This is a genomic window from Janthinobacterium sp. EB271-G4-3-2 (assembly GCF_020858035.1).
In the GTDB taxonomy this organism is placed as follows: Bacteria; Pseudomonadota; Gammaproteobacteria; order Burkholderiales; family Burkholderiaceae_D; genus Janthinobacterium; species Janthinobacterium aestuarii.
Genome location: NZ_JACYMG010000003.1, coordinates 451,563 through 467,799, shown reverse-complemented (window position 1 = coordinate 467,799; position 16,237 = coordinate 451,563). Strand labels below are relative to the sequence as shown.

At 59.3% G+C, this 16,237-nt stretch carries 18 protein-coding genes; 12 read left to right on the top strand and 6 right to left on the bottom strand.

Features of this window, described 5'->3' with window-relative positions; genetic code table 11:
- Window positions 1-21: 21 nt before the first annotated feature.
- Together IGS55_RS09980 and IGS55_RS09975 are read right to left on the bottom strand one after the other, a co-directional pair.
- A complete protein-coding gene (locus tag IGS55_RS09980) occupies window positions 22-810 on the bottom strand; it encodes a spermidine synthase (protein ID WP_230517165.1) in 789 nt (262 codons plus the stop codon).
- A gap of 214 nt (window positions 811-1,024) precedes the next feature.
- Window positions 1,025-1,537 (bottom strand): glycine zipper 2TM domain-containing protein, encoded by a 513-nt coding sequence (locus IGS55_RS09975; protein ID WP_128142141.1) that lies wholly within the window; start codon window positions 1,535-1,537, stop codon window positions 1,025-1,027.
- 401 nt (window positions 1,538-1,938) lie between these two features.
- Between IGS55_RS09975 and IGS55_RS09970 the strand changes: the two genes are divergently transcribed.
- The 5 genes from IGS55_RS09970 (at window position 1,939) to IGS55_RS09950 (ending at window position 7,269) form a co-directional block, all read left to right on the top strand.
- A complete protein-coding gene (locus IGS55_RS09970) occupies window positions 1,939-2,337 on the top strand; it encodes a barstar family protein (RefSeq protein WP_034747450.1) in 399 nt (132 codons plus the stop codon).
- A gap of 156 nt (window positions 2,338-2,493) precedes the next feature.
- Window positions 2,494-3,102 carry a phosphoribosylglycinamide formyltransferase gene (purN, locus tag IGS55_RS09965; RefSeq protein ID WP_034747453.1) on the top strand — a complete coding sequence of 203 codons (609 nt, stop codon included), beginning with the start codon at window positions 2,494-2,496 and terminating at the stop codon, window positions 3,100-3,102.
- A gap of 21 nt (window positions 3,103-3,123) precedes the next feature.
- Entirely contained in the window at window positions 3,124-4,443 is a 1,320-nt protein-coding gene (locus IGS55_RS09960; RefSeq protein WP_102292656.1) for an RsmB/NOP family class I SAM-dependent RNA methyltransferase, read from the top strand.
- Window positions 4,444-4,568: 125 nt separating this feature from the next.
- A complete protein-coding gene (locus tag IGS55_RS09955) occupies window positions 4,569-5,927 on the top strand; it encodes a mechanosensitive ion channel family protein (RefSeq protein ID WP_230517166.1) in 1,359 nt (452 codons plus the stop codon).
- A 172-nt stretch (window positions 5,928-6,099) separates the two neighbouring features.
- A complete protein-coding gene (locus IGS55_RS09950; protein WP_442908155.1) occupies window positions 6,100-7,269 on the top strand; it encodes a DesA family fatty acid desaturase in 1,170 nt (389 codons plus the stop codon).
- Between the two features lie 139 nt (window positions 7,270-7,408).
- Here the strand turns inward: IGS55_RS09950 and rpmG are convergent, their stop codons facing one another.
- The 3 genes from rpmG to radC form a co-directional block, all read right to left on the bottom strand.
- Window positions 7,409-7,576 (bottom strand): 50S ribosomal protein L33, encoded by a 168-nt coding sequence (gene rpmG / locus IGS55_RS09945; protein WP_010400929.1) that lies wholly within the window; start codon window positions 7,574-7,576, stop codon window positions 7,409-7,411.
- Between the two features lie 22 nt (window positions 7,577-7,598).
- Window positions 7,599-7,835 (bottom strand): 50S ribosomal protein L28, encoded by a 237-nt coding sequence (gene rpmB, locus IGS55_RS09940; protein ID WP_010400928.1) that lies wholly within the window; start codon window positions 7,833-7,835, stop codon window positions 7,599-7,601.
- Window positions 7,836-8,081: 246 nt separating this feature from the next.
- Complete coding sequence (gene radC / locus IGS55_RS09935; protein ID WP_070224500.1) at window positions 8,082-8,756, bottom strand: RadC family protein; 675 nt, start codon at window positions 8,754-8,756, stop codon at window positions 8,082-8,084.
- Between the two features lie 120 nt (window positions 8,757-8,876).
- Between radC and IGS55_RS09930 the strand changes: the two genes are divergently transcribed.
- From IGS55_RS09930 to IGS55_RS09905, 6 genes are all read left to right on the top strand, one after another.
- Complete coding sequence (locus tag IGS55_RS09930) at window positions 8,877-9,332, top strand: FKBP-type peptidyl-prolyl cis-trans isomerase (RefSeq protein ID WP_034785165.1); 456 nt, start codon at window positions 8,877-8,879, stop codon at window positions 9,330-9,332.
- 12 nt (window positions 9,333-9,344) lie between these two features.
- Entirely contained in the window at window positions 9,345-10,292 is a 948-nt protein-coding gene (ispH, locus tag IGS55_RS09925) for a 4-hydroxy-3-methylbut-2-enyl diphosphate reductase (RefSeq protein ID WP_034747471.1), read from the top strand.
- Between the two features lie 294 nt (window positions 10,293-10,586).
- Window positions 10,587-11,516 carry a branched-chain amino acid ABC transporter permease gene (locus IGS55_RS09920; protein ID WP_034747477.1) on the top strand — a complete coding sequence of 310 codons (930 nt, stop codon included), beginning with the start codon at window positions 10,587-10,589 and terminating at the stop codon, window positions 11,514-11,516.
- 22 nt (window positions 11,517-11,538) lie between these two features.
- The gene (locus IGS55_RS09915; protein WP_034747480.1) at window positions 11,539-12,756 is read left to right on the top strand and encodes an ABC transporter permease subunit; all 1,218 of its coding nucleotides are present in this window, start codon (window positions 11,539-11,541) and stop codon (window positions 12,754-12,756) included.
- 12 nt (window positions 12,757-12,768) lie between these two features.
- On the top strand, window positions 12,769-13,542 hold the full coding sequence (locus IGS55_RS09910) for an ABC transporter ATP-binding protein (protein ID WP_034747484.1): 774 nt from the start codon (window positions 12,769-12,771) through the stop codon (window positions 13,540-13,542).
- An 11-nt stretch (window positions 13,543-13,553) separates the two neighbouring features.
- Window positions 13,554-14,276, top strand: a complete 723-nt coding sequence (locus IGS55_RS09905; protein ID WP_230517275.1) for an ABC transporter ATP-binding protein — start codon at window positions 13,554-13,556, stop codon at window positions 14,274-14,276.
- Window positions 14,277-14,391: 115 nt separating this feature from the next.
- On the opposite strand, the gene IGS55_RS09900 is transcribed toward IGS55_RS09905, so the two are convergent.
- Window positions 14,392-14,958, bottom strand: a complete 567-nt coding sequence (locus IGS55_RS09900; RefSeq protein ID WP_230517167.1) for a phasin family protein — start codon at window positions 14,956-14,958, stop codon at window positions 14,392-14,394.
- 349 nt (window positions 14,959-15,307) lie between these two features.
- Between IGS55_RS09900 and IGS55_RS09895 the strand changes: the two genes are divergently transcribed.
- The gene (locus tag IGS55_RS09895; protein WP_046685994.1) at window positions 15,308-16,225 is read left to right on the top strand and encodes a DMT family transporter; all 918 of its coding nucleotides are present in this window, start codon (window positions 15,308-15,310) and stop codon (window positions 16,223-16,225) included.
- The last annotated feature ends 12 nt before the right edge of the window (window positions 16,226-16,237 follow it).

The window sequence follows — 16,237 nt, the reverse complement described above, 5'->3', positions numbered from 1 at the left end:
CCTGCCTGGGCAGACCGGCGGTTACAGGGTGCTGACGATGCCCTTGACCCAGGACTTGGCGGGCAGCTTGGTCGCGGCGACGATCTGCCTGGCGCGCTCGAGCAGGGCGGCTTGCGCTTCGGTATCGAGTGCCACTTTCGTCTTGAACGCGATCGCCACCACGTTCCCATCATGGACTTCCGGCAGGCAGATCACCTGTTCAAACGCAAACTTCATCGCCTTGATGTTTTTCGCGTAGCTGGGATGGTCGCCAAACAGGTTGACCGTCATGATGCCGTGCGGCGCCAGGCAGGCGCAGCAGGCGGTATAGAAATCGGCACTGTCGAGCACGGGACCGCGCGCCGTGGCGTCATACAGGTCCACCTGCAGGGCGTCCAGGGTACCGTGGTTGGCGTCGTCGTTGACATAGTCGAGCGCATCCATTTCGCGCACGTGCAGGCGCACGTCGTTGGGCGGCAGCTTGAACATCGAGGCGCAGATGGTGATGACGGACGGATTCAGTTCGATGGCATCGACCTGCGCCTGCGGAAACTGGCGGTAGCAGAACTTGGTCAGCGCTGCCGTGCCCAGGCCCAGCTGGGCGATACGCTGCGGTTGCTCGAGCCACAGCATCCACGCCATCATTTGCTGCGCGTATTCGAGTTCCGGCCAGTCCGGCTTGCGGATGCGCATGGCGCCCTGCACCCATTCCGTGCCGAAATGCAGATAGCGCACGCCATCCATTTCCGACAGGGTGACAGGGGCGTAGCGGGGCTTGCGCGCGGGGCGCGAGGATTCGACTTGTTCGATGGATTTTCGTTTGATAAGCATAAGGCGGCCTGAAAGTGTGCCGCATTATAGCGTGCCATAAAAAATGCCAACCCCGAGGGACCGGCATTTTAATACTGAGTAACAACGCCTGACAGAAGCGTCGCGAGCGGAAGGAAGAGGTGGCCGGGAAGCGCAACCGTACTTAGTACGGGGGCGCCGAGCCGGTGAGCATCGCAGGCCGCCTATGCCGACGCGCAGCAGCTTATGTCAGGTGTTATTGCTGAGCGGGTTCGATGGAGACGCGCAAGCGGATGCGCTCGCCCGGATCGTAGGACATGATGCTCGTGTAGTTGCGGCCGCGGTAGTCGTAGGTGACCTGGTAGCCATTGTTGCGTGATTCCCAGTGATCGACCTGGCGGCATTGCTTGACGGCTTGTTCCTGCATGCCGCCCTGGTAATTGTTCTGGTTGTCGACGCGGTCGCCGACGACGGCGCCGGCAATCGCGCCAGCGGCGGCGGCGGCCGTGCGGCCATTGCCGCTACCGACCTGGCTGCCGAGCAGGGCGCCGGCGATACCGCCGACGATGGAGCCGCCAGCGCTGCGCTGTTGTGGCGGCGCCTGGACTTGCACGTATTCCGTACGGCATTCCTGGCGTGGACGGTTGATCTGTTCCACTTGCGGCACGACGCGCACGACCTTGCCGAAATCTTCAAAGTCGGCGGCCTGGGCGAGTGGCAATGCACCGATACAAAGGGCTGACATCATCAATTTGGCTTGCAAGTTCATTTGTAACCTCGTTATCTAGAGAATCTTTCAGGGTATTTTTTACAACTTGGGACTATAGTAATCCCGCCAGACCGGGGCAAGTGTTTCGGCTGGCAACAAAATGTAACAGCCCAAGTCCCTTGCCCCACAGTCTGTAACATGCACTTTCAATCGATACAAGATGTTGAAATGACTTGAAACCAGCGGTTTGTAACAAATCTTGCGTTTGACATCATATTCGGGTTGATTCATGCAGGACAACACGTTACCCTAATACGCGTATGGCTTATATAAAATCGCACTGAATCGCATAAAAGTTGATACAGATCGAATCACCGCGTGCGCATTGACCCGCGTGCGGGGATGCAATAAGAAGAGCAGCTAGAAGAGATCCATACATAACAGGTCGATTTGAGGGAAAAATGAGTTTGTTACTAACCGTGCCGCCCAACCTTGTCCAGTCCATCCGTGCCTTTCGCGTGACCGAATTACAAGACGAGGCGATCCGTCTCGGGCAGCACTTTTTATATGCGCATTGCAACGCTGGACAGACCAAACAACAAGTCATCGGCATTATTGCAGAAGCATTCCTGTTTCCGAAAAACCTGGCGAAGAATTTCGATGCCCTGCGCCTGTGCCTGACGGACACCATGTTCAAGGCGGGCACGCAGACAGGCTTCCTGGTGGTGCTCGAGCAATTGCCAAATACGCAAAAATTCGACAAGGAAGCGCGCGAGATCCTGCTCGACGTATTCCGCGACGCGGCCGACTACTGGGCCGAGAAGAAAGTCCCGTTCCGCGTCTTCTATTCGTTCGAGTAAACACTTACTCACGTTGTGATGACGTAAAATCAGCCTTTTTCCCGCTTGGCAGACAGCATTGTCCGGCGAAAGCGCTTGTTGTGCGAGTATGTTGCGGCGCAACAATATCGCCGGCCTTTCTTGGTTCGCATCGCCATAGCGGGTACAATGCGCGCTATGAAAAATATCGTTATCCTCATTTCCGGACGCGGCAGCAACATGGAAGCGGTCGTACGCGCGGCGCAAGCCGAGCAATGGCCAGCCCGTATTGCCGCCGTCATCAGTAACCGGGCCGATGCCCAGGGATTGGTTTTTGCCGCGGAACATGGGATAGCGACCGCAGTCGTTGCCAACAAGGATTATGCCAGCCGCGAACAGTTCGATGCTGCGCTGCAAGCCGTGATCGACGGTTTTGCCCCCGACCTGGTCGTGCTGGCCGGTTTCATGCGCATCCTGACGCCGCCCTTCGTCGAACATTACGCGGGGCGCATGCTCAATATCCACCCGTCGCTGCTGCCGCTGTTCCCGGGCATGGCGACGCACCGCCAGGCGCTCGAGGCTCGTGTAACGGAACACGGCGCGACCGTGCATTTCGTGACTGCCGAGCTCGATCATGGCCCGGCCGTGGCGAGCGCGAAAGTCCCCGTCTTGCCCGGCGACACAGAAGAGAGCTTATCGGCGCGCGTGCTGGTACAGGAACATCTGCTTTACCCGCGCGCCATCCGCCTGTTCATTGACGATAAACTGTCAGTCGAGCATGGCCAGGTCCGCGTGGACCCTCAATAAAATATTACAGAAAGAATAACAATGAGATTGCCACCAGCGATACTTGCCAATGCTGAAGAAGTATTGCGCGAAATTTTACGTTTCACCGCTCCTGCCGACACCACCCTGTCGCGCTATTTCCGCGACCATCCGCGCCTCGGTTCGCGCGAACGCGGCGCCATCGCCGAAGGCATCTATGCCGTCCTGCGCAACAAATCGTTCTTCACGGACTTCGCCGAAGCGGGCAGTGGCCCGACCATGCGCCGTTTGACCATCCTCGGCCTGGCCGAAGCGGTGGGCGCCGATTCGCTGGGCGGCCTGACGGAAGAAGAAGTGGAATGGCTGGAACGCATCACGCAGATCGACCGCAGCCTGATGCCGTCGAACATGCGCGCCAACATGCCGACCTGGCTGTTCGACAAGCTGATCGCCCAGTTCGGCGAAGCGGAAACCATGAAGCTGGCCGATGCGTTGAACGCGCCGGCGCCGCTGGACTTGCGCGTGAACTCGCTCAAGGCCACGCGTGACGACGTGATGCTGGCCCTGGCCGAAGCGCCGATCCTCAGCACGCCGACGCCCTATGCGCCGCTGGGTTTACGCGTGATCAAGAAGCCATCGTTGCAAAACCTGCCATTGTTCCAGAGCGGCGCCATCGAAGTGCAGGATGAAGGCAGCCAGATCCTGTCGCAAATCGTCGGCGCCAAGCGCGGCGAGATGGTGGTCGATTTCTGTGCCGGCGCGGGCGGCAAGACGCTCGCATTGGGCGCGCTGATGCGCAACACGGGCCGTTTGTACGCATTCGACGTGTCGGAAAAGCGCCTGGCCAAGCTGAAGCCGCGCATGGCCCGCAGCGGTCTGTCGAACGTGCATCCGGTGCAGATCGCGCATGAGCGCGATGCCAAGATCAAGCGTCTGGCCGGCAAGATCGACCGCGTGCTGGTCGATGCCCCGTGCAGCGGCCTGGGCACCCTGCGCCGCAATCCGGACGTGAAATGGCGCCAGCAGCCGAACTCGATCGTCGAGCTGCAAGCCAAGCAGGCAGCCATCCTGGCCGGCGCGGCGCGCCTCGTCAAGGGCGGCGGCCGCCTGGTGTACGCCACCTGCAGCTTCCTGAACGAAGAAAACGATTTTATCGCCGAGCAATTCCTGGCGGCCCATCCCGACTTCACCCTGGTGCCGATGAACAAGGTGCTGGCGGAACAGAAGATCGAGCTGGAAATGGGCGACTACCTGAAATTGTTGCCGCACTTGCACCAGACGGACGGCTTCTTCGCCGCCGTGTTCGAGCGCAAGGTCATGCCGAAAAAAGTCTACGCCGATGAAAAGCCGGCCGACGACGTTGACGCTGAGCAAGCTGAATAAGTTTGTCACGGGCCATCGCTGCAGCATCGCAGCGGTGACCATGCACTTGCGCCAGCCAGTCTGGCGCAGGCTGCGGGCACCCCGCCCGTTTGTTTTCCCGCACCACCTTCCAGATTCCATCCGCCATGAATGAAACCCCGCTGCTCAACCTGATCACTGACTTTGTCGACGATTTCCGTCAACCGGCCATCTTGTGGCAGGCGCTGGCGATCGTTGCCTGCCTGGCCCTGAGCTGGCTGCTGGTGCGGCAGTTGCGCGTGTTTCTGCATCAGCGGGCGGAAGCGGCCGCGACGCCTGCCACGCCGGAAACCCTGCAGCGCACCGATAGTTTTATCCGCATCCTGACGCCCGTGCTGGCGGCCATGCTGCTGGGTATTGCACAGCATTTCCTGGCCAAGTTCCAGTCGGTGAATCTGCTCAGCATCGCCATCCCCCTGTGCACATCGATGGCGCTGGTGCGCTTCGGTTTTTACGTGCTGCGCCGTATTTTTGCCCGCCACGGCGATATCAGCCCCACCATGTTGCTGTTGGAAAAGATCTTCACGGTCGTTGTATGGGCCGGCATGGCCCTGTATATCACGGGCCTGTGGCCGGAACTGCATACCTTCCTGGAAAGCATCGTCGTGCCGCTGGGACGCAACAAGGTGTCCGTGGCTGCCATCTTGCAAGCCGCTATTTCGGTCGCCGTGCTGCTGGTGCTGGCCATGTGGGCCGGCACTTCGCTCGACGAGCGCCTGATGAAAATGCAGGGCCTGCACACGTCCTTGCGCGTGGTGCTGTCGCGCATGGGGCGCGCCGTGCTGATCCTTGTTTCCGTGCTGGTCAGCCTGTCGCTGGTGGGCATCGACCTGACGGTGCTGTCCGTGTTCGGCGGCGCCTTCGGCGTGGCGCTGGGCTTCGGCTTGCAAAAGATCGCCGCGAACTTCGTCTCCGGTTTCATCATCCTGCTCGACCGCAGCCTCACCATCGGCGACATGATCACGGTCGGTCAATTTACAGGCAAGGTCACGCAGATCAATACGCGCTATACTGTGTTACTGGGTGGCGATGGGGTTGAATCCATCGTGCCCAATGAAATGCTGATTTCCGGCGGCGTGCAGAACATGTCGCTGAGCAACCGCATGGTCTGGCTGTCGACGGCCGTGTCGGTGGGTTACGAAACGGACCTGGACGTCATCTTCCCCTTGCTGGAAGAGGCGACCGCCAAGGTGCCGCGTGTGTCGCAAAGCAATCCGCCATCGGCTACCCTCGTGCGTTTCGGCGCCGACGGCCTTGATGTGCAGATCGGCTTCTGGATCGCGGATCCGGAAAACGGCACGGGCGGCGTGAAATCGAATGTGAACCGCGCCATCTGGCGCACCTTGCAGGAACATAAGGTTACTGTACCGTTTCCGCAACGCGAACTGCGTATTGTTGGTACGCCTCCTGCCCCGCTTGCCAGCGCTGCAGACGGTGAGTCCACGCCATCCGGCACCCAGCCTTAACCTCGCTGCCTGCCTCCGATTTTGCCTGATAGCACCCATTAGGGCGTACAATCACGCCTAAAATTAACTCTGCCGGACCTCCAGAGTCACTGGAGCGACCGTGCGCACGCCCTGTCCACTTGGAGTAGTAGTAATGACATTGAGTTCCGTTTTACACGACGTTTTGCAGTTCATGGCAACTGGCATTACCGATCTGTCCGCATGGCAAGTTTTCCTGTACACCATGGTGGTCACCCACATCACGATCGCCAGCGTCACGATTTACCTGCACCGCCACCAGGCCCACCGGGCGCTGGAATTGCATGCGCTGCCCAGCCATTTCTTCCGTTTTTGGCTGTGGCTGACGACGGGCCAGGTCACCAAGGAGTGGGCCGCCATCCACCGCAAGCACCATGCCAAGTGCGATACGGAAGAAGATCCACACAGCCCCGTGACGCGCGGCATCAAGAAAGTGTTCTGGGAAGGCGCCGAGCTGTACCGCGCTGAATCGAAGAACATGGAAACCATGGCGAAATATGGCCATGGCACGCCGACGGACTGGATCGAGCGCAACCTGTACACCAAGTACAGCTGGCTGGGCGTGGTGTCGCTGTTCGTCATCAATTTCGTGTTGTTCGGCGTGATCGGCATTTCCGTGTGGGCCGTGCAAATGATGTGGATCCCGATCACGGCGGCCGGCATCATCAACGGCATCGGCCACTACTGGGGCTACCGTAACTACGACTGCGCCGACGCGGCCACCAACATCATTCCCTTCGGCATTTTGATCGGCGGCGAAGAATTGCACAACAATCACCATACGTATGCGACGTCGGCCAAGCTGTCGTCGAAATGGTATGAAATCGATATCGGCTGGGCGTATATCCGCGCGCTGGAAATGCTGGGCCTGGCCAAGGTGAAAAAGCTGGCGCCGGAACCGAAGTTCTCGCACGGCAAGCTGGAAGCGGACTTCGAGACCTTGCAGTCCGTCATCGCCAACCGCTACGACGTGATGGCCAAGTATGCAAAATCGATCAAGCATGCCTGGAAGGAAGAGCTGGAACATTTGAAACACAAGGCGGAACTGGAAAAGCGCTTCCTGAAATCGTCGCGCAAGCTGATGCAGCGCGAGCCGGGCAAGCTGGCCGATGCGCACCATGAGCAGCTGTCGGAACTGTTCCAGCACAGCAAGGCGCTGGAAACCATGCACCACATGCGCGTGGAGCTGGGCGCCATCTGGGAGCGTTCCCACTTTACGCGCGAACAGTTGCTGCAAAAGCTGCAAGACTGGTGCACACGCGCCGAAGCGTCGGGCATCAAGTCGCTGCAGGACTTTTCCTTGCGCCTGCGCAGCTATGCATAAGTAAGCTGCTGCAGCAGATAAAAGCCCTGGTTTCCGGGGCTTTTTTTTCGTCGGGACAAAGCTGAAGAGAGTCGGCTGAAAATCAGGGCGAAAAAAAACCGCTCATCGGAGCGGCTCTTTTTACAGAATACAATATCAATTACTTGATCTTGGTTTCTTTGTACGTTACGTGCTTGCGTGCTTTAGGATCGAATTTCATGATCTCCATTTTCGCAGGCGTCGTACGCTTGTTTTTGGTGGTCGTGTAGAAGTGACCCGTACCGGCGGTCGATTCTAACTTGATTTTGTCGCGGCCTGATTTTGCCATGATAGCTCCCTTATTCTGCTAATTAGACTTTTTCGCCACGAGCGCGCATATCGACCAATACGGCGTCGATGCCGACTTTATCGATGACGCGCAGACCGGCGTTGGACAAACGCAGGGAGACCCAGCGGTTTTCAGATTCAACAAAAATACGACGATTCTGCAAGTTAGGCAAAAAACGACGTTTGGTTTTGTTGTTTGCATGGGAAACATTGTTGCCGACCATCGGCTTCTTCCCAGTGACTTGGCAAACACGTGCCATGGCGCACTCCTTAAAGATATTCCAAATTGGAAAAACGAGAGTATATCCAAAATAAGCCGATTTATCAATGACTTGCGAAAAACAATTGTGTCATGTTGTATTGAAAAAATTTAACAATTTGACTTTTACCTTTCTCATAGGGGAAAGCACTGGTAAACCGCGCTGTTTACTGCTAGACAAGCCTGCTGCCCTTTTCACGTATGTCCTTGTTTACACATGGTTAACTGCGCTGGGGCGGGCTCTGGCCTAGATTTGCCCATGTTCCGCAAACGAATGCACTTGCCGCCCGGCCACGACGAAATGGTCGAGGATGCGCACGTCCACCAGCGACAACGCTTGCGCCAGCGCGCGCGTCAGCAATAAATCCGATTCGCTCGGTTCCGGTGTGCCGGACGGGTGGTTGTGCGCGAGCATGACGCTGGCCGCGTTGTGCAGCAGCGCCTGCTTGACCACTTCTCGCGGATACACGCTGGTGTGGGTGAGGGTCCCGCGAAACATTTCCTGGGTCGTGATCAGGCGGTTCTTGACGTCCAAAAACAACACGTGAAACGCTTCATGCGCCAGGTTGCCCAGGGTCAGGCGCAGATAGTCTTTGACGGCGTGCGGCGAATTGAGGGCCTGGCCCGCCTGCAAGTCCTCGATGATGGCGCGCCGCGCCAGTTCCAGCACGGCTTGCAGCTGGGCGAACTTGGCGCTGCCCATGCCGTGCACGGCGGAAAAGCTCACGAGGCTGGCGCCAAACAGGCCCCGCAAGGAGCCGAAGTGCTCGACCGTATCGCGCGCCAGCTCCACGGCGCTCTTGCCGCGCACGCCCGTGCGCAGGAACACGGCCAGCAACTCCGCGTCCGACAGCGACTGCGCGCCATCCTCGATCAGGCGTTCGCGCGGCCGTTCGCCGGCTGGCCAATCCTTGATGCCCATGCTGTTCTCCTGTTTGGCACCGGCGCGTGCCCCAGTACGGTCTTCTTTGACGAAGCCATGGGGCAGGTGCGGCCAGTGTGGCTTACAATATCGTTTTGCACCAGTTACTTGAAAACTACTATGTCCAACGAGCAACCAGCAGTCGTCACCGAAGCGGCTTACCTCACCCTGCATTATCGTCTTGCTACTGTTGACGGTACTGATATTGTCACTACCTTCAGCGGAAATCCCGCGACCTTGATGCTGGGACAGGGCCAGCTGGCGCCATTCCTCGAGCAGCGTCTGCTGGGTTTGCCTGAAGGCACGCACCAGACGTTCGAGCTGGCGGCCGGAGAAGGCTTTGGCGAGCGCAATCCCGAGCTGGTGCAGTCCGTCTCGCGCGCTACCCTGGACGAAAACTCGGTGCCGGGCGCCGACTACAAGATCGGCGACCTGGTCGACTTCGCCGCGCCGGGCGGCGGCCGCTTTGCCGGCGTGCTGCGCGAAATGCGCGACGATTCGGCCCTGTTCGACTTCAACCATCCGCTGGCCGGCCAGCCGCTGCGCTTTGAAGTCAAGCTCATTTCGGTGCTGTAAAAAGGAATAGCGATGGATAAAGAACTGTTACTGGCCCAGCCCCGCGGTTTTTGCGCTGGCGTCGACCGGGCGATCGAAATCGTCGAACGCGCCTTGCAGCAATTTGGCGCGCCGATCTACGTGCGCCATGAAATCGTCCATAACGCCTATGTGGTGGCCGACTTGCGCAACAAGGGCGCCATCTTCATCGACGACCTCGATGACGTGCCTGCTGGCAATACGCTCGTGTTTTCCGCCCATGGCGTGTCGAAAGCCGTGCGCGCCGAGGCGGAATCGCGCGGCCTGAGCATTTTTGATGCCACTTGCCCGCTCGTCACCAAGGTGCACATGGAAGTGGGCAAGATGCGCCGCGAAGGCCGCGAGATCATCATGATCGGCCACGATGGCCATCCCGAAGTGGAAGGCACGATGGGCCAGGCCGATATGGGCATGCATCTGGTGGAAACGCTCGACGATGTGGCGAAATTGCAGGTCGCTAATCCGGAGAGCCTGGCCTATGTTTCGCAAACAACGTTGTCAGTTGACGACACCAGCGACATTATTGCGGCCTTGAAAGCGAAATATCCGAATATCGCCGAGCCGAAAAAAGGCGACATCTGCTACGCCACCACCAATCGCCAGGAAGCCGTGAAATTCATGGCGCCGCTGGTGGAAGTGGTAATCGTCGTGGGCAGCCCGAACAGCTCGAATTCGAACCGCCTGCGCGAAGTGGCAGACAAGATGGGCACGCCCGCCTACATGGTCGACAATGCCTCGCAGATCGATCCCGCCTGGCTGGAAGGCAAGCTGCGCGTGGGTGTCACGGCTGGCGCCTCGGCGCCCGAGGTGCTGGTGCAAGCCGTCATCGACCGCTTGAAAGAGTGCGGCGTGAAGAGCGTGCGTCCGCTCGATGGCGTGCAGGAAGCCGTCACGTTCCCGATGCCGAAAGGCCTCGACGGCATCAAGCGCGACGTCGCCTGAGGCTGTACGGCTGCTGAGTATCGATGAGGAGTTACCCCAAAACCGAATTTAATTCGGAAATGATTGATTTATTCCAAGCTTAGTTTTTGCAAAAGATCGTTATGATTGCCTCAAGCTTGAATATGTTGTCGTTATGACTAAGCAAGGTCACGCCCGTTTTCAGTGCGTGCACCATGCTGGTGAGAACGGTCCAGGGATGGCACTGCAGGAATTCTTCCTCCGGTGCCGTTTTTGTATCAGCGACCTATTCTGGCGGAAGTTGTTCCCGAAAAATGCATATTTGATAGGGCAATCATGGATACATTCATCCAGCAGATCATTAACGGCTTGGTGTTGGGCAGCATGTATGCCTTAGTCGCCCTCGGTTACACCATGGTGTACGGTGTGCTGAACCTGATCAACTTCGCCCACGGCGACGTGCTCATGATCGGGGCCATGGTGGGCTTGACCATTCTCAAGCTGCTGGGCATTTATGTGCCCGACTGGCCCGGCTATCTGAAACTGGCCACCGCCATCCTCGGCGCCATCCCCATCTGTATTCTGGTCAACATCATCATCGAGCGGGTCGCCTACCGCCGCCTGCGCAACGCCCCCCGCCTCGCCCCCCTGATTACCGCCATCGGCGTTTCCATCCTGCTGCAAACCTTCGCCATGATGATCTGGACGCGCAATCCCTTGCCCTTCCCGCAATTGCTGTCGACCGACCCCATCAACATAGGCGGCGCCGTGATTTCGCAAACGCAAGTGTTGCTGCTGGCCCTGGCCGCGCTGTCGATGGGCGGATTGGTGTTGCTGGTGGAAAAAACCCGCATGGGCCGCGCCATGCGCGCCACGGCGGAAAACCCCCGCGTGGCGGGCCTGATGGGCGTTGATTCCGACAAGGTCATCGTGGCCACCTTTGCCATCGGCGCCGCGCTGGCGGCCGTGGCCGGCGTGATGTGGGGCGCCAACTATGCCTCCATTCAATTTTCCATGGGCGCCATCCCCGGCCTGAAGGCGTTCTGCGCGGCCGTGTTGGGCGGCATCGGCAATATCTACGGCGCCATGCTGGGTGGTATCTTGCTGGGCATTATCGAGAGCCTGGGCGCCGGCTATATCGGCGACATCACGGGCGGCTTCCTGGGCAGCCACTACCAGGATATCTTTGCCTTCGTCGTGCTGATCATCGTGCTGACCCTGCGCCCGTCCGGCATCATGGGCGAACGCGTGGCCGACCGTGCCTGATGTAAAACTGGGAGATTAAATCATGGCACTACTCGATTTTGACGCTAAGAAAAATCCGGCCAAGGCCTACGCCGGCATGCTGGGCCTGGCCGCGCTGCTGATGGTGTTCCCGTTTTTTGCCGCCCAGTTCGGTAACTCGTGGGTACGCATCATCGACATGGCCTTGCTGTACATCATGCTGGCCCTGGGCTTGAACATCGTCGTCGGCTTTGCCGGCCTGCTCGACCTCGGCTATATCGCCTTCTACGCCGTGGGCGCCTACCTGACGGCCCTGCTGGCGTCGCCCCAGTTCGCCATTCTGCTCGAATCGGTGGTGAATCAATATCCTGTGCTGGGCGAAACCCTGGTGCAGCTGATGGGGCCGGAAATTCGCGAAAACGGCATCCATTTGTCGATCTGGATCATCGTGCCGCTGGCCGCTTTTGTTGCCGGCCTGTTCGGCGCCCTGCTGGGCGCGCCAACGCTCAAGTTGCGCGGCGACTATCTGGCCATCGTGACCCTGGGCTTTGGCGAGATCATCCGCATCTTCATGAACAACTTGAACGACCCGATCAATTTCACGAACGGGCCGCAGGGCATCAATCTGATCGACCCGATCCGCATCTTCGGCGTCAACCTGGCGGGTGAGGCGGGCACCAACAGCACCGTGACGGTGGCCGGATTTTCCATGCCGTCCGTGAACGCCTATTACTTTTTGTTCCTCTTCCTGTGCATCGCCGTCGTGTTTGTCACCAAGCGGCTCCAGCATTCGCGCCTGGGCCGCGCCTGGGTCGCCATCCGCGAAGACGAGATCGCCGCCAAGGCCATGGGCATCAACACGCGCAACGTCAAACTGCTGGCCTTTTCCATGGGCGCCTCGTTCGGCGGCGTGGCCGGCGCCATGTTTGCGTCCTTCCAGGGCTTTGTCTCGCCGGAATCGTTTTCCTTGACGGAATCGATCGCCGTGCTGGCCATGGTGGTGCTGGGCGGCATCGGCCACATCCCCGGCGTGATCCTCGGCGGCGTGATCCTTGCATCGATACCCGAAGTGCTGCGCCACGTGGTGGAACCGGCCCAGCAGGCGCTGTTCGGCCACGTGGTGATCGAGGCGGAAGTGCTGCGCCAGTTGCTGTACGGCCTGGCCATGGTCTTGATCATGCTCAACCGTCCTGCCGGCTTGTGGCCATCGCCGAAGCATGAAGACCGGCCCGACCACGATGTCGACCAGCCCAATAAATCCACCGGCGTCGTGTCCGCTTAAGGGAGGGATAGCATGAGCGAACAGATCATTCTCAATATTGCCGGCGTGAATAAACGTTTTGGCGGCTTGCAGGCGCTCACCGACGTGGGCATCACCATCCGGCAAGGCCAGATCTACGGCTTGATCGGCCCGAACGGCGCCGGCAAGACCACCTTCTTTAACGTCATTACCGGCCTGTACCAGCCCGACACGGGCACTTTCGAGCTGGCCGGCAAGCCGTATTCGCCATCCGCGCCGCACAAGGTGGCGAAGGCGGGCATTGCGCGCACCTTCCAGAACATCCGTTTGTTTGGCGACATGACGGCGCTGGAAAACGTCATGGTGGGGCGCCATGTGCGCTCGCACCAAGGCGTGTTCGGCGCCATCTTCCGCCACAAGGCGGCGCGCGAGGAAGAGGCGTCCATCCGCAAGCGGGCCATGGAGCTGCTCGACTTCGTTGGCATCGCCCAGTTCGCCAGCCGCACGGCGCGCTTCTTGTCGTATGGCGACCAGCGGCGCCTGGAAATCGCCCGCGCGCTGGCCACGGACCCGCAACTACTGGCCCTCGACGAACCGGCGGCCGGCATGAATGCGACGGAAAAGCTGGCCCTGCGCGAGTTGCTGGTGAAAATCAAGGCTGAAGGCAAGACCGTGCTGCTGATCGAGCACGACGTGAAACTGATGATGGGACTGTGCGACCGCATCACGGTGCTCGAATATGGCAAGCGCATCGCCGAAGGCTTGCCGGCCGAAATACAACAAAACCCGGCCGTCATCGAGGCTTATCTGGGAGGATCGCACGCATGAGTAACGATGGCTTGCACAAGAATGTATTGAAGGTATCGGGCCTGCACGTGGCCTACGGCGGCATCAAGGCCGTGAAAGGCATCGACCTGGAAGTCAACGAAGGCGAGCTGATCGCCCTGATCGGCGCGAACGGCGCCGGCAAGACGACGACCTTGAAAGCCATCACGGGCACTTTGCCGGCCTGCAAGGTCGAAGGCACGATCAGCTACCTGGGCGAGTCGCTCAAGGGCACGAAGTCGTTTCACCTGGTGGAAAGGAAGCTGGCCATGGTGCCGGAAGGACGGGGCGTGTTTACCCGCATGTCGATCCGCGAAAACCTCATGATGGGCGCCTACACGCGCACGGACAAGGCGGGTGTCGAGGACGATATCGCCCGCTGGTTCGACGTCTTTCCGCGCCTCAAGGAAAGGGCGGCGCAGATGGCCGGCACCTTGTCTGGAGGCGAGCAGCAGATGCTGGCCATGGCGCGGGCGCTGATGAGTCATCCGACGCTGCTGCTGCTCGACGAACCGTCGATGGGCCTGTCGCCCATCATGGTCGAGAAAATTTTCGAGGTGATCCGCAAGGTGTCGTCCGAAGGCATCACGATCTTGCTGGTCGAACAGAATGCCCGTTTGGCCCTGCAGGCGGCGCACCGCGGCTATGTGATGGATTCCGGCCTCGTCACCATGGGCGGCAACGCGGCCGCCATGCTCGACGATCCGCGCGTGAAGGCGGCGTATCTGGGAGAGTAACCGTGCATAAAAAATGCCCCAGCTGGGCTGGGGCATAATGGCATCCGTCGGGGAAGTGCGGGATGGATGCCTGGAGGAGCTGGTACAGCGGACCGCCGGAGCGGTCGCGCAGGAATTACTTGGCGGCAGCGCGTGGCACGACTTTTTCAGCGGCTTGCGTGAACTGGTTCACGGCCGAGGTCAGGTTCGCTTCGATGGCTTCGACGGCTTGCTTGCTGGTTTTCGAGAACTGCTCGTAGCCTGCATTGGCGTTGCCGATGGCGCTTTTCAGGATGGCGACGGCATTTTCCGAACCGGCTGGCGCGTTCTTGGTGACTTCTTCCACCAGGGACAGGACTTTGCGGTTGGTTTCAGCGATTTGCGTTTCAGCAGCTTTGCTGAACTCGGCTTGGGTGCCCGACGTGATGGCAGCCAGGTGACGGCCGTAAGCGATGGCTTTTTCGGCGCTAGGCTGGGCTTGAGCAGCGCTCAGCGAGAAGAATTCTTGTGGATCTTTTGCCGACAGCAATTGCTTGGCGGCGGCGGTCGATTCTTCCAGAGTCGCTTTGGCAGCGGTCAGGTTCAGTTCGACGATCTTTTCGATGCCTTCGAAGGCTTTGCCCGTCAGCGACGTGAACAGGGCGAATTGGGCTTCCAGGTTGGCTTTGGTAGCGGACGAAAATTGCTCAGGAATTGAAAACATATAAATCTCCAAAAAATCGAAATCTGGTTAATTTGATGCTGCGTGTACCGTTTGGGAAAGCAGGTGAATCTAAATTTTTCAAGCTGAACAAGAATTGTGCAACGCAACAAACCCTATTCTACGGTGAAAAAAAACGAAGTCAAGCGATTCTTGTGCGATGCAACAATTGAATAGATTTGGATCAAAAGTCATTGTTTCTAAAGAGAAATATTTGATTTCTGGGTGTCAATGGTTTATATCTAAACTATCGTTTCCAGCGGCTGCGGGGACGACCGCGGCGCAGCATGCTAGACTTTGCCTCCCGCACTGGCGCAGCACCTGGTGCCGATCCCGTTTCCGAGTTGATACCATGTCCAATCTTCCCGCCGCGGCTGGCGCCAGCGGCAAAGCCTCTTTCCTGACCACTCTGACGCCGATGGCCTTGCCTGGCTTCTTCGTGTTGTTATGGAGCACAGGTTTTATCGTGGCCAAGTTCGGCCTGCCGTACGCGCCCCCGCTGACCTTTTTGCTGCTGCGCTTCCTGGGCGTGCTGGTGATCCTGCTGCCGCTCGTGCTGCTGTTGCGCGCACCGTGGCCCGTGGGACAGTTCCGCCAGATCGCCGTGGCCGGCATTTTGATGCAGGCCGGCTACCTGGCCGGCGTCTGGTGCGCGATCAAGCTGGGCATGCCGGCCGGCCTGTCCGCCCTGATCGTGGGCATGCAGCCCGTGCTGACGGCCTGCGCCGCGCCGCTGATCGGCGAATCCGTGCGCCCGCGCCAGTGGCTGGGCCTGTTCTTCGGCTTGCTGGGCGTGGCCCTCGTCGTGTATGCGAAGATCAACCTCGTGGGCCTGACGGTGGAAAGCGTGCTGCTGTGCGTGTTCGCGCTGCTGTCGATGACGGCCGGCACCATGTACCAAAAACGCCACTGCCCGCAATTCGACTTGCGCACCGGCACGGTGGTGCAGTTTGCCGCCTCCATCGTCGTGGTCTTGCCATTCGCCCTGTATTACGAAGGGCTGGACCTGCATTTCAGCAATGTGCAATGGACGGCGAATTTCATCGGCGCCTTGCTGTGGTCGGTACTCGTGCTGTCCATCGGCGCCATCTTCCTGCTGTTCGCCCTGATCCGTCGCAGCGACGCCACGAAAGTGACGGGCTTGCTGTACCTGACGCCGCCCACGACGGCCGTGATGGCCTGGCTGATGTTCGGCGAAGCGTTCAATATGCTGGGCATCGCCGGCATGCTGGTGGCCGTGGTCGGCGTCGTGTTTGTCGTCAAGAAATAGAGATAGCGGGAG

Bases quoted from the DNA above. Each gene is read 5' to 3' on its own strand.
- IGS55_RS09980 (WP_230517165.1), bottom strand. From the start codon at position 810: ATGCTTATCAAACGAAAATCCATCGAACAAGTCGAATCCTCGCGCCCC.
- IGS55_RS09975 (WP_128142141.1), bottom strand. From the start codon at position 1,537: ATGAACTTGCAAGCCAAATTGATGATGTCAGCCCTTTGTATCGGTGCA.
- IGS55_RS09970 (WP_034747450.1), top strand. From the start codon at position 1,939: ATGAGTTTGTTACTAACCGTGCCGCCCAACCTTGTCCAGTCCATCCGT.
- purN (WP_034747453.1), top strand. From the start codon at position 2,494: ATGAAAAATATCGTTATCCTCATTTCCGGACGCGGCAGCAACATGGAA.
- IGS55_RS09960 (WP_102292656.1), top strand. From the start codon at position 3,124: ATGAGATTGCCACCAGCGATACTTGCCAATGCTGAAGAAGTATTGCGC.
- IGS55_RS09955 (WP_230517166.1), top strand. From the start codon at position 4,569: ATGAATGAAACCCCGCTGCTCAACCTGATCACTGACTTTGTCGACGAT.
- IGS55_RS09950 (WP_442908155.1), top strand. From the start codon at position 6,100: ATGGCAACTGGCATTACCGATCTGTCCGCATGGCAAGTTTTCCTGTAC.
- rpmG (WP_010400929.1), bottom strand. From the start codon at position 7,576: ATGGCAAAATCAGGCCGCGACAAAATCAAGTTAGAATCGACCGCCGGT.
- rpmB (WP_010400928.1), bottom strand. From the start codon at position 7,835: ATGGCACGTGTTTGCCAAGTCACTGGGAAGAAGCCGATGGTCGGCAAC.
- radC (WP_070224500.1), bottom strand. From the start codon at position 8,756: ATGGGCATCAAGGATTGGCCAGCCGGCGAACGGCCGCGCGAACGCCTG.
- IGS55_RS09930 (WP_034785165.1), top strand. From the start codon at position 8,877: ATGTCCAACGAGCAACCAGCAGTCGTCACCGAAGCGGCTTACCTCACC.
- ispH (WP_034747471.1), top strand. From the start codon at position 9,345: ATGGATAAAGAACTGTTACTGGCCCAGCCCCGCGGTTTTTGCGCTGGC.
- IGS55_RS09920 (WP_034747477.1), top strand. From the start codon at position 10,587: ATGGATACATTCATCCAGCAGATCATTAACGGCTTGGTGTTGGGCAGC.
- IGS55_RS09915 (WP_034747480.1), top strand. From the start codon at position 11,539: ATGGCACTACTCGATTTTGACGCTAAGAAAAATCCGGCCAAGGCCTAC.
- IGS55_RS09910 (WP_034747484.1), top strand. From the start codon at position 12,769: ATGAGCGAACAGATCATTCTCAATATTGCCGGCGTGAATAAACGTTTT.
- IGS55_RS09900 (WP_230517167.1), bottom strand. From the start codon at position 14,958: ATGTTTTCAATTCCTGAGCAATTTTCGTCCGCTACCAAAGCCAACCTG.
- IGS55_RS09895 (WP_046685994.1), top strand. From the start codon at position 15,308: ATGTCCAATCTTCCCGCCGCGGCTGGCGCCAGCGGCAAAGCCTCTTTC.